Raw genomic sequence first — 16,708 nt, 5'->3', positions numbered from 1 at the left:
AAATCAGGGCAGGGAATTTTGATGTCCTCGATGGAGGAACGCCCCTCAATAATGTCGTACACCGACGGCATACCGCTACCATGCGGCACGCCTAATGCAGTGGACGCATTGCCCTGCGGATCCATGTCGATGACCATTACATTGGCCCCCGCTTTGGCAAGAGCCGCCGCGATATTCACCGTGGTGGTGGTTTTACCCACGCCGCCCTTCTGGTTGGCCACAGCTATAAACCGTGTACGCGAGGGTTTGGGATAAACCTGCTCATCAAGCTCCTTTGATCGGTTGGCGCTTGACGCTATGGTCGATCCCAATGAAGATGAACCGTCCGAAAAAATGCGTTTGATAACGTCATCAGCCGATTCGAATTCATCATCTTCCGGTGATGGTTGCTGGTCCATCTTCGCCACAAGTCCTCCTTATACGCAGTATTGACCAGTTTTGTGGACTCACTGGACAAGATAAACGCCTATCAACAGCTTATGCACACGCCTGTGTATAACAGTGGATAACTGTGGATAGTCAAGCCTGAACGAACCCTACATATAGGGGTTGCACACCTCGAAATCCCTATATTTTCAACGTTTCTTTATCCCCTACCACCAAATCGGAGAAAATGTGGATAACTTTTCCCGGCCTTCACTATTGTGGATAACTCACTTCGCCCCCCCCGTGATTGCCAAGCCGCTATGCACACAGCTTGGCAATCACGGCAACCGGCCATGTTTCACGTGAAACATCTATTGAGATTAAAGAAGACATCAGAGAATTCTCGCGCAAAGAACGACGAACGAAAGAACAACAGTCGCTTCCAAGCCAGCCACCCATCTACCGTACAGCTTCAGGGCGCACCCACCAGCAGTGGCATAGTATGCCGGAACAACGTCCGCTGCAATATATGTCAAGTAAGGCGACAAACCCGGCTACCGGTTGACAATCAGCGCTTGTCCACCAGCACCACATGGGTGGGTTGCAACCCAGGACCGACCTGCGCCTCAACGACGCGAGGTCGTACACCGCCGACCTTGCCTATCTCGCGAGCCGCCTTATCCAGCTCCGCCTGTGCGCTGCGGCCCTTAAGAGCCACCAATCGACCACCCGGCACCAACAGCGGCAAGGTCCAGCCGGACAGCTTGGTCATAGGCGCAACTGCCCTGCAAGTCACCACCGTAAAGAGCCTTCCGACCATATCTCGAGGAACGGCAGAATGAATATGAGAATTACTCTCATTTTTATGACTGCCGGCATGCGCGGTATCATGCCCCCGCCCCCGGCCACGAACCGGCATCAGCTCTTCGGCCCGGGCCCGCACCACGCGCACATTATTCAGCTGCATCGCTTCGACACATTCCCGCAGCCATTCCACCCGACGCTCCATAGGCTCGACCAAGACAACCTGAAACTCGGGCAAACAAGCCGCGGCGACCAGCCCCGGAAACCCACCACCTGAACCGATATCGGCAATGGTCTTGCGCTTGAACCCCTCGGCGGCATCGCGAACAAATGGCACGATCGCTGCGGAATTCAGAATATGCCGCTCCCATACGATCGGCACGTCACGAGGACCGATCAGGCCCCTGGGCTCACCCTCGGCCATCAGCTTCGCATGGAAAATCTCAAGACGATCATAGGCATCGCCCAATACCTCACGAAGGACCGGGGAACCCGCAAGCCCGTCGGTCACCGTGGGATCGGACGCCTTGAAAACCTTACGCTCCAGCTCTTGCTGTTCCACGGACGCGCCTTTCAAATTCACGATGAAAGCCCCAAACTCACTCACAACGATTCGACGGGTCGCACCGACCGGCAATCAGACCGCATCGCACCATTATCCCCGTCGATCGCATCGCCGTCGGTTGCCGGCTATGCGAATGCCGCTTACTCCTCAACCGCCGTGGACTCGACCGGCTCCGTAACGTCGTCGAACTCGTCGTCCACATCCTCGCCATCCAACGACTCCGCATGCGAGGCCTTAAGATAGATGGTCACATGACGGTGCGGCTCTTCACCGTGCGAACGCGACTTGAACCCCTCCTCGCGAACAACATCGTGAACGATCTTGCGCTCAAAGGAATTCATCGGCTTCAGATCCACCGGCTCGCCGGTTTCACGCACATCATCAATCGCATCCAAGGCAATGTCACGCAGATGCTGACGCTTGCGCTTCAGGAATCCGTCCACATCAACGATCAGATGGGACCGCTCACCGGTTTTCTGCTGCACGGCAAGACGAGTCAACTGCTGCAGGGCGTCAACCACTTCGCCATTGCGCCCGATGAGATGCTTGATATCCGTATCGTCATCAGCCACGATCTGCACCGTCGGACGACCATTTCGCACGCCCATTTCGATATCGCCCTCGTAATCGGCGATATCAAGCAGGTCCTCAAGGTAATCGGCGGCGATATCGGCTTCCTCATTGAGCTGATCGATCGTCTTCGCGTCGTCTGCCATAGTTGTCTCCTTACCCAAGCTGGTACCAGTATTCCAGTCTAGACCGACTACGTTGTGCACAGTCGGCGTGGCGGATCCGGCCTACTTTTTCTTCTTCCTGCGAACCGGCTGGTGGCGCTGGAAACCGTCCTGCTGCTTGCGCTCGGCGGCTTCCTTGGCCTTCACCAGAGCCTCCTCCTCCAGAGACATCTCGCCGGCCTTGGCGCGACGGGCGTTTTCGCGCCTATGGTCTCGCGTCTCTTTCTCTTCGGCCGCGGGAGAGCCCGGCGTCGGAATGGTGTAGATCTGGAACATGCTTCGTGCCAGGTTGCAGATATTCGACGTGACCCAGTACACCAGCACGGCGAAGGGAAAGGCGATGCCGGAGAAGATGTACATCACGGGGAAACCGAAGGCCATGAACTTCTGCATGGTGTACATCGATCCCTGCATCGAGGCCTTGGGCAGATTCTTGCGCATGTTGTTGAACTGCAGGAAGAACAGCGTCAGGCACATCACCGCGATGAACAGGCCCATCACGATTTTGCCGGTCAGGTCGGATTCCAGGAACCGCTGGGAAAGATTCACACCGAAGGCGGAGGAGGCGGCGAAATCGGAAGCGACCTCCTTGGTGAACGCGCCGAGCGGCTCACGCACGCCGGTGGCGATATACGACACGGCGGACAGCACATACCACATGCACATGAAGGCCGGGCCCTGGATGAACATGACGCCGCAGGATCCCATGGGGTTCGCGCCCTGATCCTGATACAGCTTCATGGTTTCGCGGCTCATGGCCTCACGGCTGGCTGGATCGTTCCTGCCCTTGTACTTGCGTTGGATCCTCTGCAGCTCAGGCTGGATCGCCTGCGTTTTGCGCATGGACTTCATTGAGCGCCACCACACAGGCAGGATGATCGCATGAACCACCAGCACCAGGAACACGATGGACAGCACCCACGCGACGCCGGGACCATCCTGGAAACCGATCAGCACCAGGAGATCATGAAAGAACTTCATGATCCAGGTCATCAGCCATTCAATCGGTCTTAGGATCGAATAGAAGAAACCGAAAATGCCGTTGTCAAGCGTGAAATGTTGTGCGTCATACATAGAAGTGTCGGATCCTATTCCTTGGATTCCCATGCCAGTGGCACCAGGCGAGGCTCCTCATGGGCCTTGGACCAGCGAAACCGGTAAAACAGCGAAAAGACGCGGGGAACATCATCAATGCCTCCCGCATTCCATGGCATGCAGCGTGCGATGCGCAATATGCCCAGCAGGCCGCCTTTGAAAGCCCCGAACCGTTGCACTGCGGTCAGCGCATATGCGGAACAACTGGGATAGTACCGGCAGCGAGGGGGGAACAGCGGGGAAACGCGGGTTTGATACCAGCGGATCGCCGCAGCCACGCCCTTGCCCATGAACGTAGTCATGAGTTACGCGCCGCGGTTTTAGCGTAGATCTTGCGAAACGTGCAAGCGATCTGCGCAGCCAGTTGGTTATAGTCAGCCGTCGCCGCCGAGGGCTTGGCCCTCAGCACCACGTCGCATGATTCCGGCAGGTGGTCTTCATACATGCGGGCCAGCTGCCGGAAACGACGTTTCACGTGGTTTCGGGTCACCGCTGTGCCCACCGCTTTGGATACCGCCAATCCCAAACGACGATTCGCCGCGCCATTCGAAGCGGGATCGGTGAGGCGATAATGCGCCACAATGTCCTTCGACCCCACCTTCGTGCGGCGACGAAGCACCGCAACGAACTCCTGATGGCTCTTCAGCCGTTCCACGTTGGTAATAAGCGGTTTCTTGGCGATCAGGCGGACAGGGACTTGCGGCCCTTGGCACGACGACGGTTGATCACCGCGCGGCCGGCGCGGGTGCGCATGCGAACGCGGAAGCCGTGCTTCATGTGACGGCGACGGTTGTTAGGCTGGAATGTCCTCTTCATGGTTGTACTCCCGGGTCTGTGTTGAGCCATGCTTCAGCACGGCTTCTCTTGAAGTCAAGCTATACCAAAGTACACGCCTGGCCGGACTGAGTCAAAACAGGGACGAGTTATCCACATCGTTCCCCACATTTGTGGATTACTTTAGCCACCGCGAAACCATGCACCATAACGCCTTTGCCGTCTGAGTTATCCACAAATTACACCCATGTTATTCACATTTACGACACCGCAACACGCGAGGCTGTGGATAACTTCAGAAATTCGTGTCAAGATGTCCTACTGTTATTTGCACGTATTTGCACGACCCGCGGGACGACCGTCACAGCCAACAAGAGGGGAGGATGCCATGGGGCAAGTTACACCGGACGCCGACACCAAGCGTCTGTGGGATGTTGTGCTTCAACTGCTGCGCCATAACGACAACCTCACCGCACGCGACAAGGGCTGGCTTGAGGACATCACGCCCGAGGCCATGTTCGGCACCACGATTATTCTGCGCGTGACCAGCAAGGCCACCCAGCAGGCAATTATGGATGTGCTCAACGCCCCGCTGGTGGAGGCGCTGAACATGGTCACCGGCAAAGACATGTTCCCCGCCGTCAAGGTGGTGCCGGCGCAACAGTCGCGGCAGCCGAAGCAGGAGGCCCGCGCACGGCAGGAGCCGCGTGCCGCCGGGCCACGCCAGCAGGGCGGCGTCGCCACGCAGGATTATCTGCTGCCGGATCCGATGGAGGCTCCCGCGTCGCCGTATGCCGTGCCCGAGGCCTCCCCGTCCCCCGCCACCGACCAGCCCAGTGTGGACGATCTGGCTGATTCGTTCGCGCAGACCGAGATGGTGCAGCCCTCATTCGACACGCCGACCTATCCCAACGACAGGCACAAGGTGGAGCGCGACCCCAGCACCCATCTCAACAAAAACGCCACATTCGACACCTTCGTGCCCGGCGATTCCAACCGTTTCGCGCGCACGGTCGCACTGGCCGTGGCCGAGGGATCCGGCAGGGACTTCAATCCGCTGTGCATCTATGGCGGTTCCGGACTGGGCAAAACCCATCTGCTCAACGCCATCGGCAACTACGCGCTGATCAAGGACCCCTCGCTCAAGGTGCTGTATGTGACCAGTGAGGAATTCACCAACGAATTCATCTCGGCCCTGCAGAATTCCGCGCGATCCCAAGGTCAGATCACCGCGTTCAACCAGCGCTACCGCGAAGTGGATGTGCTGCTGATCGACGACATCCAGTTCCTCAGCGGCAAGACCGAGACGATGGAGCAGTTCTTCCACACCTTCAACGCGCTGTATCAGGCCAACAAACGTATTGTGATCGCCTCCGATGTGGCTCCGAAAAACCTGAAGGGCTTCGAGGCCCGACTGATCTCCCGCTTCGACTCCGGCCTGACCGTGGACGTGAAGCCGCCGGATCTGGAGACCCGCATCGCGATTCTGCGCATGATCGCCTCGCGCAACAATGTGACGGTGCCCAATGATGTGCTTGATCTCATTGCCGAGCGATTCACTGAGAACATTCGAGAGCTCGAGGGCGCGCTGACCCGCGTCACGGCCATGGCCTCGCTGAACAACCAGCCGGTGACCAGGGCGTTGGCCGAGCAGACCCTGCAGGACTTCTTCTCCGCCGACGTGGAGGTCAAGCCCACCGACATCATCACCCAGGTGGCGAAATACTTCCGCCTGACCTTTGATGATCTGGTGGGCCGGTCACGCACCAAGAACATCGCCAACGCCCGGCAGATCGCCATGTATCTGGCCCGGGAGATGACCAGCATGTCGCTGTTCGACATCGGCCAGGTATTCGGCGGGCGCGACCACACCACCGTGCTGCACGCCTGCACGCGCATCAGCGACGAAATGCAGCAGAAGCGCGAGATCTACAACTACGTGATGGAGTTGACCATCCGGCTCAAGCAACATCCCAACGGCTGATCGCGGCGGTTGGCCCCATTCGTCCGGCGTCTTCCGGACAGACCGGCGCGGAGCATATGAACATTCTTCGTGTGATGCCCCTCCAAAAAAGTTATCCACAGGTTTTTCCACGAATGTGGGTAAACCTTGGGTATATCCGGTGGAAAACGCCGAATTTCACTGGTAACAAGTCGTGGATGCATCCACCGAAATTGTGGACAACTTTGGAGACGTCCGCAAGCGGTGGATAACTCGGGCATTTGCACACACCCACTTCCCCGCGTTGTCCACTGTGACCAACTGCGTGGATAACCGTCATTCCGCCCGAAAAACAAGTTATCCACCGTATCCACCGCCTTTATTACGATGATGAACCTTATATATAAGCTCATCATCGCCATCATCACTGGCCCGCCAACGAAGCACCGACAAACGCCCGCCCCTTCGCTAGAATGAACTTCAGATCACGAACCACCAAAGCCAAGGGGCACAATGAAAGTCGAAATCAATTCCTCAGCGCTAGCCGATGCCGTAGCTTGGACCACACGCGTCATCCCCGCCCGACCGGCCACACCGATTCTTGCAGGTTTGCAACTTGAAGCGCTTGACGGGGCACTGCAACTCAGCGCCTTCGACTACGAGGTCTCAGCCCGACACCACATCGAAGCCGGCGTGGACGAGGCAGGCAGCGCCCTTGTCCAGGGCAAGCTGCTGGCGGATATCACCAAAAGTCTTCCGGGCGAGAAAACGTACCTTTCCACCGACGACTCGAAACTGACCATCACATCCGGGAAATCGACGTTCACCCTGCAACTCATGCCCGACTCCGAATACCCGGATCTTCCGGTCGTCCCGGCCAAACTCGGACAAGTGGACGCCCCCACATTCGTCCAAGCAGTCAACCAGGCGACCGTCGCCGTGTCCCGCGAGGAAAGCCGGCCCGTACTGACCGGCGTGAAGATCAACTTCACCGGTGACAAGGTCGTCATGACCGCGACGGACCGCTTCCGCTTGTCCCGCGCCAGCTTCACCTGGACTCCCAAGGACCTCGACGTTGACACCATCACGTTGGTCCGAGGCAACCTGCTCAAGGATGTGGCTCGATCGCTCGACACCTCGCAGAACGTGGTCATCGACTTCGACGAGGCGAACTCGAGCCTGCTCGGTTTCGAGAACGCCGGCCGTGTCTCCACCTCGCAGCTGATCGACGGGGAATTCCCGGCAGTCGACCGCCTATTCGCCGACGAATACCCGATCCACGCGGTGATCAACCGCCAACTGCTGCTGGACGCCATCAGCCGCGTGGCACTGGTGGCCGAGCGCAACGCCCCGATCCGCATGGCGTTTTCCGGCCAGGAGCTCACCCTCTCCGCCGGTGCCGCCGACGAGGCCCAGGCCACCGAAGTGCTTGACGTGGACATGGACGGCGAGAACATCACCGTCGCGTTCAACCCCTCATACCTCAAGGAGGGGCTCGCGGCCATCACCGAACCGTTCGTTCGCATGAAGATGACCACGGCGGTGAAGGCCGTCGAATTCAACGGCCAGCAGGAGGCGGACTCCGACGAGTCGATGGACTACCGCTATCTGTTGGTGCCGATGCGCTTCAACTGACGGGCGACCAACCTCATTCATGTACATTTCAAAACTCGCGCTTGACCACTTCCGCTCATGGGACTCCTGCGTTCTTGATCTTCAGCCGGGCGTCAATATCCTGCGGGGACGCAACGGACTGGGCAAAACCAATATCGTCGAAGCGGTGGAGGTGCTGGCCACCGGTGCCAGCCATCGGACGGCGTCATCGGTGCCATTGGTGAAGCGAGGCGAACGATCGGCCGTTATCCGAGCCAATGTCGTTGACGGCGGCCGTACCGTCACCTATGAGGTGACCGTGCCGGTCCGAGGGGCCAACCGCGGCCGGATCAACGGCGGCTCCAGCGTCTACCTGCGTGATATCGTGGGACGGATTCCCTGCATCGCCTTTGCTCCGGAGGATCAGCGACTCATTTCGGCTGATCCGGCCGTCCGCCGCGGGTTCCTCAACCAGGCCGGCGCGCTGCTGGACGCCGGATACTACGATCTCGCACAGCGATTCGGGCATATCGCCCAACAGCGCGCTGCACTGCTCAAGCAGATCGCCCAGCGTTCCCGCGACGGCGAAACCGTGGACCGGGCGCTCAGCGGATTGGAGATCTGGACGGGGCAGTTCATCGAACTGGGAGTGGCGTTGACACGTGCGCGGGCCAGACTGGTTGATCGTTTGTCCGGCCCGTTCACCGACCTCTATGCGACACTGTCCGGCCATAGCGCCGGTGCCGCCGGTCAACGAGCCAGTCTGGCATACCGCCCCGGCTTCGAGGAGGTCATGCTGTCGGAACATCCGGAAATGGCCATCAGTGAGCATTTCCAGCGCATCTACCCGGGCGAGGCCTCGCGCGGCATCAACTTGATCGGCCCGCAGCGTGACGACCTTGGCATTGAACTTGCCGGCATGGATGCGAGGGCATACGTTTCGAACGGCGAAATGTGGACGATGGCCCTGGCATTGAAAATGGCGCTGTTCGAGCTGATCCGCGACCAAGGCGGCTCTCCCGTGGTCATCCTCGATGATGTCTTCGCCCAGCTCGACGAATCCAGGCGCGCCCAGATCCTGGAATTCGCCGCCGCCCAGCAGCAGGTGCTGATCACCGTGGCCGCCTCCGGCGACATTCCCCGCACCCGTCATGCCACGGTGATCAATGTGGAGGATCTGACGGCTGACGGTGGAAACGACCACGACGATATTGCGGCCATGATCGGAGACCCGGCATGAAGCAGCCCATCGCCGAACAGCTGGGGCTGGATCCGCGCCGGCTGCCGGCCGAAGTGTTCGAGCGATTCACCCAACGGCGATTCTCCCGTGCGTCCCGGTTGCGCAAGGCCGAACAGGCGTGGCTCAACTTCGGCAAACCCGGTCGCGACCCCAGCCGACTGGGATCGGTGGCGGATGCGCTGTCGGTCAGCGGCAACTGGGGGCCGCATCTCAAACTCGCGCAACTTGAGAACCATTGGGACGACGTGGTCGGATCCGGCATCGCCATGCATTCGCGTCCTGCCGGCTATGCGAACGGCGTGCTGACCATTCGGGCGGAATCCACGGTATGGGCGACGCAGCTGACCTATCTGATTCCGCAGCTCCGGGCGAAGATCGCCGAACGCCTGGCGGGGCTGCCCATCGAAAAAGTGGTGGTTACCGGGCCTCAAAGCGGCAGATTCGGCTATAGGCGATATGGGGGCGCACAGGGCTGACGTCCCCTATTGCTGGTACCCTAGCCGGAGACGGGTAGACGCCCAGAAACGCCCGTTATTGGCGTTTTGGGACGTATGGTGTCGCGCGGAACCCTCACCGAAGCAGGGTATTTGCGCATGAAAGGAATTCTTCAGTGGCAGAACTGAATACGGATGAAACGCCGAACGAGGTTACCGAATCCGGCGAACTCAAAGATGCCCAGCTCGATGACTCATTGTCGCCTGAACATTATGACGCGTCCGACCTCAAGGTGCTTGAAGGACTGGAAGCCGTGCGCATTCGCCCGGGCATGTACATCGGTTCCACGGGTTCCAGAGGCTTGCATCATCTGGTGTATGAGATTGTCGACAATTCCGTCGACGAGGCGTTGGCTGGCTATGCGAGTCACATCGAAGTGACCATTTTGCCGGATAACGGCATCCGAGTGGTCGATGACGGTCGAGGCATCCCCGTCGACGTGGTTGAGGCTACCGGCATCTCCGGCGTGGAAACGGTGATGACCAAGCTGCATGCCGGCGGCAAGTTCGGCGGCGGCGGATACGCGGTGTCCGGCGGCCTGCACGGCGTGGGCATTTCCGTGGTGAACGCGCTGTCCACACAGGTGGACATCGAGGTACGCCGCCAGGGATTCCACTGGACCCAGACCTACAAGAACCAGAAGCCCGTTGCCCCGCTCAAGAAGGACCGTCCGATGGAGGAGACCGAATCCACCGGCACATCCGTGACGTTCTGGGCCGATCCGGCGATCTTCGAAACCACCGTCTACGACTTCGAAACCCTGCGCAGCCGCTTCCAGCAGATGGCCTTCCTGAACAAGGGGCTCAAGATCACGCTGACCGATGAGCGACAGCTCGACCAGGCCGGCGACGAGGTGGCCGGGGACGGCGACAACGTGGCTGAAGAGCTGCATCAGACCGTCACCTACCAGTACATGAACGGCATCAAGGACTATGTGGTCTATCTGGTCAAGTCCCGCAAATCCACGCCGGTCGAGGAGGATGTGATCGACTTCGAGGCGGAAGACCTCAAGCTCGGCATTTCCGCTGAAATCGCCATGCAGTGGACCACCGCGTACTCCGAGGCGGTGCACACCTTCGCCAACACGATCTCCACCACCGAAGGCGGCACCCACGAGGAGGGCTTCCGCGCCGCGCTCACCGGCATGGTGAACCGATACGCCAGGGAAAAGAACATTCTCAAGGAGAAGGACGAGAACCTCTCCGGCGACGATGTGCGCGAAGGACTGACCGCTGTGGTGTCGGTCAAGCTCACCACCCCGCAGTTCGAAGGCCAGACCAAAACCAAGCTCGGCAACTCCGAGGCCAAGACCTTCGTGCAGCGAGTGATGACCGAGAAGCTCGGCGACTGGTTCGACGCGCATCCCAATGAGGCCAAGATGATCATCCAGAAGGCCATCGAGGCATCCCGCGCCCGTCTGGCCGCCAAGAAAGCGCGCGAAAACACGCGTCGCAAGTCGATCTTCGAGTCCGCCGGCATGCCCGACAAACTCAAGGACTGCCAGTCCAGCAACCCGGCCGAGTGCGAGTTGTTCATCGTGGAGGGTGATTCCGCAGGCGGTTCCGCCATTCAGGGCCGCAACCCCATTACTCAGGCCATCCTGCCGCTGCGCGGCAAGATCCTCAACACCGAGCGCGCCAGCCTCGACCGCATGATGAAGTCCGACACCATCGAATCGCTGATCACCGCGGTGGGCGGCGGCTATGGCGAGGATTTCGACCTGAGCAAGGTGCGCTACCACAAGGTCATCATCATGGCCGATGCCGATGTGGATGGCGCGCATATCGCCACGCTGAATCTGACGCTGTTCTTCCGCTACATGCGACCGATGATCACCGCCGGTTACGTGTATGTGGCCATGCCGCCGCTGTACCGCATCAAATGGACCAAGGGCGCGCACGACTTCGTGTACACCGATACCGAGCGCGACCGCAAGCTCGCCGAAGGTCGCGCCGCCGGCCGTCAGCTGCCCAAGGGCGAAGGCATCCAGCGCTACAAGGGTCTGGGCGAGATGACGTATCAGGAGCTGTGGGAGACCACCATGGATCCCGATCATCGCATCCTCAAGCAGATCCATATCGAGGATGCGGCCCAGGCCGATGAGACCTTCTCCATGCTGATGGGCGACGAGGTCGAACCGCGTCGACTCTTCATCCAGCGCAATGCCCACGACGCCCGCTTCATTGACGCCTGAGAACGGGCGGTTGCGCGGATCCCGACGGAAGGAATCCGCGCAACCGCGATTCGGAGCTACAGAAGCTAACAACAAAGGAACACAGCTTTGGCAGACGACAACAACAACGAACATGATGAGAATCTGAACGGAGAGGGCGCGAACGGCGAGGATTCGTTCAAGGACCAGCCCACCCCCGATGGTTCCAGCGAGCCGCTGAGCCCGCAGGAAGCCGACACCACCGATTACGGCCTGCTGAAGGGCACGGCCATCGTGCAGCGCGACCTGCAGAAGGAAATGCGCGAATCCTACCTGGCATACGCCATGTCGGTGATTGTGGATCGAGCCCTGCCCGATGTGCGCGACGGCATGAAGCCGGTGCATCGCCGTGTGGTGTACGCCATGTACGACGGCGGCTATCGCCCCGACCGCGGCTACAACAAGTGCGCACGCGTGGTCGGCGAGGTGATGGGCAAGTACCATCCGCACGGCGACGCCGCCATCTACGACACCCTGGTGCGCATGGCCCAGCCGTGGTCCATGCGGTACATGCTGGTTGACGGTCAAGGCAACTTCGGCTCCCCCGGCGACGATCCCGCCGCCGCCATGCGCTACACCGAATGCCGCATGGCGCCGCTCGCCATGGAAATGGTGCGCGACATCGACAAGGACACCGTCGACTTCATTCCCAACTATGATGGCAAGACGCAGGAGCCGACCGTGCTGCCCGCGCGCTTCCCGAACCTGCTGGTCAACGGTTCGTCCGGCATCGCCGTGGGCATGGCCACGAACATCCCGCCGCACAACATGCGCGAAGTGGCGGACGGCGTGCATTGGGCGCTGGACCATCCGGACGCCAGCCGCGAGGAACTGCTCGAGGCGTTGCTCGCCCGCATCAAGGGGCCGGACTTCCCCACCGGCGCCACCATTCTCGGCCATAAGGGCATCGAGCAGGCCTATCGCACCGGTCGCGGCCTCATCACCATGCGCGCCGTGGTCAACACCGAGGAGATCAACGGCCGCATGTGCCTGGTGGTCACCGAGCTGCCGTATCAGGTCAACCCCGATCGTCTGGTGGTGTCGATCCGCGAGGCCGTCCGCGACGGCAAGATCCAGGGCATCGCCGACATGCGCGACGAAACCTCGGGGCGTACCGGCCAGCGACTCGTGCTGGTCTTGAAGCGCGATGCCGTGCCGAAGGTCGTGCTGAACAACCTCTACAAGCATTCCCAGCTGCAGCAGACCTTCGGCGCGAATATGCTCGCCCTGGTCGACGGTGTGCCGCGCACACTGAGCCTTGACGCCTTCATCCGCCACTGGGTGCGCCACCAGCTCGACGTGGTTGCGCGCCGCACCGCGTATTTGAAGCGCGAAGCCGAGGAACGCGACCATATTCTGCAGGGTCTGCTCAAGGCGCTGAATGCCATCGAAGAGGTTATCAAGCTGATTCGCAGCAGCCAGGGTCGCGACGACGCCCGTCCGAAGCTGATGGAATTCCTCGACATCGATCAGGTGCAGGCTGATGCCATCCTGTCGATGCAACTGGTTCGTCTGGCGAATCTGGAGACCCGGAAGATCATCGACGAGCATGAGGAACTCCAGCGCAAGATCGCCGATTACGCCGATATCCTGGCCCGTCCGGAACGTCAGCGCCAGATCATCGGCGACGAGTTGGATGAGATCGTCAGCAAGTACGGCGATGATCGCCGTACCAAGATCCTTCCGTTCTCCGGTGAGATGAATGTCGAGGACCTGATCGCCGAGGAGAACGTGGTGGTCACCCTGACACACTCCGGGTTCATCAAGCGCACCAAGGCCGATGAATATCGTGCCCAGCACCGCGGCGGCAAAGGCGTCAAAGGCGCCAAGCTGCGCGAGGACGACGTGGTGGATCATTTCTTCCTCACCTCCACGCATAACTGGCTGCTGTTCTTCACCAACCGCGGTCGCGTCTACCGACTCAAGGCGTATGAGCTGCCGGAGGGATCCCGCGATTCCAAGGGGCAGCATGTGGCGAACCTGCTGCAGCTGGCGCCGAACGAAGCCATCCAGACCGTGCTGTCCATCCCGAATTACGAAGTGGCCGAGTACCTGGTGCTGGCCACCCGTTCAGGCAAGATCAAGAAAACCCGTCTGAGCGAATACGACTCCTCTCGCGCCGGTGGACTGATCGCCGTGCGGCTCATGGCCGACGAGGCCACGGGAGAGCCCGTCGACGAGCTGATCGGCGCGGCGCTGTGCAACAACACGGACGACATCATCCTGGTTTCCAGGCAAGGCATGAGCCTGAAGTTCGAGGCCAACGACGAGCAGCTGCGACCCATGGGCCGCCAGACCGCCGGCGTGCAGGGCATGAAGTTCCGCGACGGCGACGAACTGCTCGCCATGGACGTGGTGTGGGGCGACACGGACAAGGACCTGCTGGTGGTCACCAACGAGGGCTTTGCCAAGCGCACCGCCATTGAGGAATACCGTCTGCAGGGCCGCAACGGCTTGGGCGTGAAGGCCGTGCAGCTTACCGAGGAGCGCGGCACGCTGGTTGGTGCCGTGGTGGTCGGCGAAGAGGATCAGATTCTGGCCATTATGAAGTCCGGCAAGGTGATCCGTTCCGATGTGTCCGAGGTCAAGCGCACCGGACGCACCACGCAGGGCGTCACGCTGGCCAAGCCGGACAAGGGCGATGAGATCATCTCGATCGCGCGAAACCCGGAGCAGGACGATTCGGACGAATCCGACGCGTCGGGCGAGAACACGGCGTCACAATCCGGTGAAGCCTCGCAGGACGCCGATCAGCAGGGCCACGAGTAGTGGTAGTCTGCCCTAAGATACGGCATCAGGAACCAAGGAGAATCCATGAGCGATAACGGTAACGAGTCCGAGGTCCGCATACCCCGCTCCGCGACCTCCCAGCCGGAGGCCTTTGCTTCGGCGGGCGATTACGTCGCAGCCTCATCCGAGTCGAATGCCGCGCCGGTGGCCCCGGTGCGGCGCGTTCCTCGCGCCCGTCGCATGAAGCTGTCGCTTACGCATGTGGATCCGTGGAGCGTGGCCAAGGTGTCGTTCCTGCTGGCCATCGCCGGGGCAATTATCCAGATTGTGGCGGTGTCGCTGATCTGGGCGTTGCTCAACATGATCGGCTTGTTCGATTCCGTCAACAGCATGATATCGAGCACCGGCCTGTCCGGATTGGATCTGTCGAGCGTGCTGTCCTTCGGCACGGTGATTTCGGCGACCACCATCCTGTCGATTTTCGAAGTAGTCCTCATCATGGTGCTGGCCACCATCGGCGCGTTCCTCTACAACGTGGTATGCGCCTTGGTCGGCGGCATCCATCTGACGCTTGGCGATGACTGAGAAGGGCGAACACGCGACTGACCAGCAGCCGCCAGCGTCGAATGAACCGGCGCCGGCGGCTGCTGCCGTTATGGGAGCCGGTTCCGGGGACGCCTCTCACCTTGTTGCCGCCGTCGACCCCGACCTCAAGCCTGAAACCGGGTATCGGATGGACGAATGGCGTCCCGACGCGATCATGGATGGTTATCAGCAGGCGACCGTCCACTTGGGGCGGGACGGCGAGGGCGATGTCGTTGCGACGTTTGTGCGCAAGAACCCGGCCGGTCTCGGCATGCGCGAGCGGTGGCTGCGCTGGCGACGATCCGTGGCGGGCAAACCGCTGGCCATCATGTATGTGCATGGATGGAACGATTATTTCTATCGCCGCCATGCCGCGGAGTATTGGGAGTCGTTGGGCGTCGCCTTTTACGCGGTGGATCTGCGGCGGTATGGCCGGTCGTTGCGAGAGGGGGAAACGCCGGGGTACATCGAGGATCTGCATGATTACGCCGCCGAATTGAACGCATTAAGGGATCAGATCGTCGTCGAACTTGGCGGTGCCGTACGTATTCTCGGCATCGGGCATTCCGAAGGCGGGCTCATTATGTCGCTGTGGGCCAACCGCGAGCATCCGCATCATGTGCGCGCGCTGGCGTTGAATTCCCCTTGGCTGGAGCTGCAGGGCAATACCATGTTCCGCGTGATCACCACCCCGGTGCTGAAGGGGTTCTTGCTGGCGGGGGGCAAAACAGTGCTGCCGCTGAACGATCCGGGCTTCTACGGACGGATCATCGAACATGCACAGGGCGGCGAATGGGATTATCCCTCGTCGGCGCAGGTCACCGGTGGCAGGTTTCTGCCCCGCGCCGGCTGGATGCAGGCCATCTTCAATGGACAGGCCGAGGTGGCGGCTGGATTGGACATCCAGGTTCCGGTGCTGGTGTGCACGTCGAACACGTCAATGATCCAACCAAACTGGGATGAACGCATGCGCGAGGCCGATGTGGTGCTCGACGTCACGGCAATCCGCCAGGCCGCGCTGAAACTGGGGGATCTGGTGGCCGTTGCGCGCATTCCCGGCGGTATTCACGATCTGACCATGAGCAAGCCCGAGGCTCGTCGTCGGTATTTCGGCATTGTCACCTCATGGGCGTCGGTTACCGCCTGGTGTTCCATCTTTCCGCCCACCACAGTCGACAAGGCGTTGGATCGCCTCTGACCAGGCGGTCGGCGGTCGATTGCGGCGAGGCCGAAGAGCCGGGGAGCCATCATGCGTAATAGTACGGAAGCGGCCGGGCTCCCCCTATAGCTTCATCAGGGAGACCGGCCGCATAGTGTCGCGTAATGTCGGGACGATAATCAGAGCACGCCCTGGGCGACCATGGCGTTGGCGACCTTGACGAAACCGGCGGCATTCGCGCCGAGCATCAGATCGCCTTCGGAGCCATACTCCTTGGCGGCCGCCAAGCGAGTTGGCGACGATGGTTTCCATGATGCTCTTCAGCTTGGCATCGACCTCTTCGAAGGTCCAGCTCAGACGGTAGCTGTTCTGGCTCATTTCAAGGCCGGAAACAGCTACGCCGCCGGCGTTGGC

At 60.5% G+C, this 16,708-nt stretch carries 14 protein-coding genes and 2 pseudogenes; 8 read left to right on the top strand and 8 right to left on the bottom strand.

Annotated elements, in window-relative coordinates; all coding sequences use genetic code 11:
- The 7 genes and pseudogenes from B2994_RS02955 to rpmH all read right to left on the bottom strand — a co-directional run.
- A pseudogene (locus B2994_RS02955) lies at positions 1-311 on the bottom strand (ParA family protein); the annotation flags it as partial.
- Positions 312-934: 623 nt separating this feature from the next.
- Positions 935-1,681 carry a 16S rRNA (guanine(527)-N(7))-methyltransferase RsmG gene (locus tag B2994_RS02950; protein WP_291526927.1) on the bottom strand — a complete coding sequence of 249 codons (747 nt, stop codon included), beginning with the start codon at positions 1,679-1,681 and terminating at the stop codon, positions 935-937.
- A gap of 194 nt (positions 1,682-1,875) precedes the next feature.
- Positions 1,876-2,451 carry a protein jag gene (locus tag B2994_RS02945; RefSeq protein WP_291526896.1) on the bottom strand — a complete coding sequence of 192 codons (576 nt, stop codon included), beginning with the start codon at positions 2,449-2,451 and terminating at the stop codon, positions 1,876-1,878.
- Positions 2,452-2,532: 81 nt separating this feature from the next.
- Positions 2,533-3,543: a membrane protein insertase YidC gene (yidC, locus tag B2994_RS02940; protein WP_291526895.1), complete on the bottom strand. Its 1,011-nt coding sequence runs from the start codon at positions 3,541-3,543 to the stop codon at positions 2,533-2,535.
- 14 nt (positions 3,544-3,557) lie between these two features.
- Positions 3,558-3,866: a membrane protein insertion efficiency factor YidD gene (gene yidD, locus B2994_RS02935; protein ID WP_291526894.1), complete on the bottom strand. Its 309-nt coding sequence runs from the start codon at positions 3,864-3,866 to the stop codon at positions 3,558-3,560.
- Positions 3,863-4,219: a ribonuclease P protein component gene (gene rnpA, locus B2994_RS02930; RefSeq protein ID WP_291526893.1), complete on the bottom strand. Its 357-nt coding sequence runs from the start codon at positions 4,217-4,219 to the stop codon at positions 3,863-3,865. The genes yidD and rnpA overlap by 4 nt, the downstream gene beginning before the upstream one ends.
- A 26-nt stretch (positions 4,220-4,245) precedes the next feature.
- On the bottom strand, positions 4,246-4,380 hold the full coding sequence (gene rpmH / locus B2994_RS02925) for a 50S ribosomal protein L34 (RefSeq protein ID WP_004106067.1): 135 nt from the start codon (positions 4,378-4,380) through the stop codon (positions 4,246-4,248).
- Positions 4,381-4,726: 346 nt separating this feature from the next.
- Here rpmH and dnaA point away from each other — a divergent pair, with 346 nt between their 5' ends.
- From dnaA to B2994_RS02885, 8 genes are all read left to right on the top strand, one after another.
- The gene (dnaA, locus tag B2994_RS02920; protein ID WP_291526892.1) at positions 4,727-6,322 is read left to right on the top strand and encodes a chromosomal replication initiator protein DnaA; all 1,596 of its coding nucleotides are present in this window, start codon (positions 4,727-4,729) and stop codon (positions 6,320-6,322) included.
- 471 nt (positions 6,323-6,793) lie between these two features.
- Positions 6,794-7,915: a DNA polymerase III subunit beta gene (gene dnaN, locus B2994_RS02915; RefSeq protein ID WP_291526891.1), complete on the top strand. Its 1,122-nt coding sequence runs from the start codon at positions 6,794-6,796 to the stop codon at positions 7,913-7,915.
- A gap of 19 nt (positions 7,916-7,934) precedes the next feature.
- Positions 7,935-9,113 (top strand): DNA replication/repair protein RecF, encoded by a 1,179-nt coding sequence (gene recF / locus B2994_RS02910; RefSeq protein WP_291526890.1) that lies wholly within the window; start codon positions 7,935-7,937, stop codon positions 9,111-9,113.
- Positions 9,110-9,589: a DUF721 domain-containing protein gene (locus B2994_RS02905; protein ID WP_291526889.1), complete on the top strand. Its 480-nt coding sequence runs from the start codon at positions 9,110-9,112 to the stop codon at positions 9,587-9,589. Before recF ends, B2994_RS02905 begins: the two co-directional genes overlap by 4 nt.
- 143 nt (positions 9,590-9,732) lie before the next feature.
- The gene (gyrB, locus tag B2994_RS02900) at positions 9,733-11,802 is read left to right on the top strand and encodes a DNA topoisomerase (ATP-hydrolyzing) subunit B (RefSeq protein WP_291526926.1); all 2,070 of its coding nucleotides are present in this window, start codon (positions 9,733-9,735) and stop codon (positions 11,800-11,802) included.
- Positions 11,803-11,889: 87 nt separating this feature from the next.
- On the top strand, positions 11,890-14,589 hold the full coding sequence (gene gyrA, locus B2994_RS02895) for a DNA gyrase subunit A (RefSeq protein WP_414630628.1): 2,700 nt from the start codon (positions 11,890-11,892) through the stop codon (positions 14,587-14,589).
- Positions 14,590-14,634: 45 nt separating this feature from the next.
- A complete protein-coding gene (locus B2994_RS02890; protein ID WP_291526888.1) occupies positions 14,635-15,135 on the top strand; it encodes a DUF3566 domain-containing protein in 501 nt (166 codons plus the stop codon).
- A 70-nt stretch (positions 15,136-15,205) separates the two neighbouring features.
- The gene (locus B2994_RS02885) at positions 15,206-16,333 is read left to right on the top strand and encodes an alpha/beta hydrolase (RefSeq protein WP_291526887.1); all 1,128 of its coding nucleotides are present in this window, start codon (positions 15,206-15,208) and stop codon (positions 16,331-16,333) included.
- A 140-nt stretch (positions 16,334-16,473) separates the two neighbouring features.
- Here the strand turns inward: B2994_RS02885 and B2994_RS02880 are convergent.
- Positions 16,474-16,708, bottom strand: a pseudogene (locus B2994_RS02880) (NADP-specific glutamate dehydrogenase); the annotation flags it as partial.

The sequence above is a fragment of the Bifidobacterium sp. UBA744 genome, assembly GCA_002298605.1.
Classification (GTDB): domain Bacteria; phylum Actinomycetota; class Actinomycetes; order Actinomycetales; family Bifidobacteriaceae; genus Bifidobacterium.
This window is presented reverse-complemented; position numbering and strand designations above follow the sequence as displayed.

Coding starts and splice junctions, on each gene's coding strand:
- B2994_RS02945 (WP_291526896.1), bottom strand. CDS start 2,451: ATGGCAGACGACGCGAAGACGATCGATCAGCTCAATGAGGAAGCCGAT.
- recF (WP_291526890.1), top strand. CDS start 7,935: ATGTACATTTCAAAACTCGCGCTTGACCACTTCCGCTCATGGGACTCC.
- dnaN (WP_291526891.1), top strand. CDS start 6,794: ATGAAAGTCGAAATCAATTCCTCAGCGCTAGCCGATGCCGTAGCTTGG.
- rpmH (WP_004106067.1), bottom strand. CDS start 4,380: ATGAAGAGGACATTCCAGCCTAACAACCGTCGCCGTCACATGAAGCAC.
- yidD (WP_291526894.1), bottom strand. CDS start 3,866: ATGACTACGTTCATGGGCAAGGGCGTGGCTGCGGCGATCCGCTGGTAT.
- B2994_RS02905 (WP_291526889.1), top strand. CDS start 9,110: ATGAAGCAGCCCATCGCCGAACAGCTGGGGCTGGATCCGCGCCGGCTG.
- yidC (WP_291526895.1), bottom strand. CDS start 3,543: ATGTATGACGCACAACATTTCACGCTTGACAACGGCATTTTCGGTTTC.
- dnaA (WP_291526892.1), top strand. CDS start 4,727: ATGGGGCAAGTTACACCGGACGCCGACACCAAGCGTCTGTGGGATGTT.
- B2994_RS02885 (WP_291526887.1), top strand. CDS start 15,206: ATGGGAGCCGGTTCCGGGGACGCCTCTCACCTTGTTGCCGCCGTCGAC.
- B2994_RS02890 (WP_291526888.1), top strand. CDS start 14,635: ATGAGCGATAACGGTAACGAGTCCGAGGTCCGCATACCCCGCTCCGCG.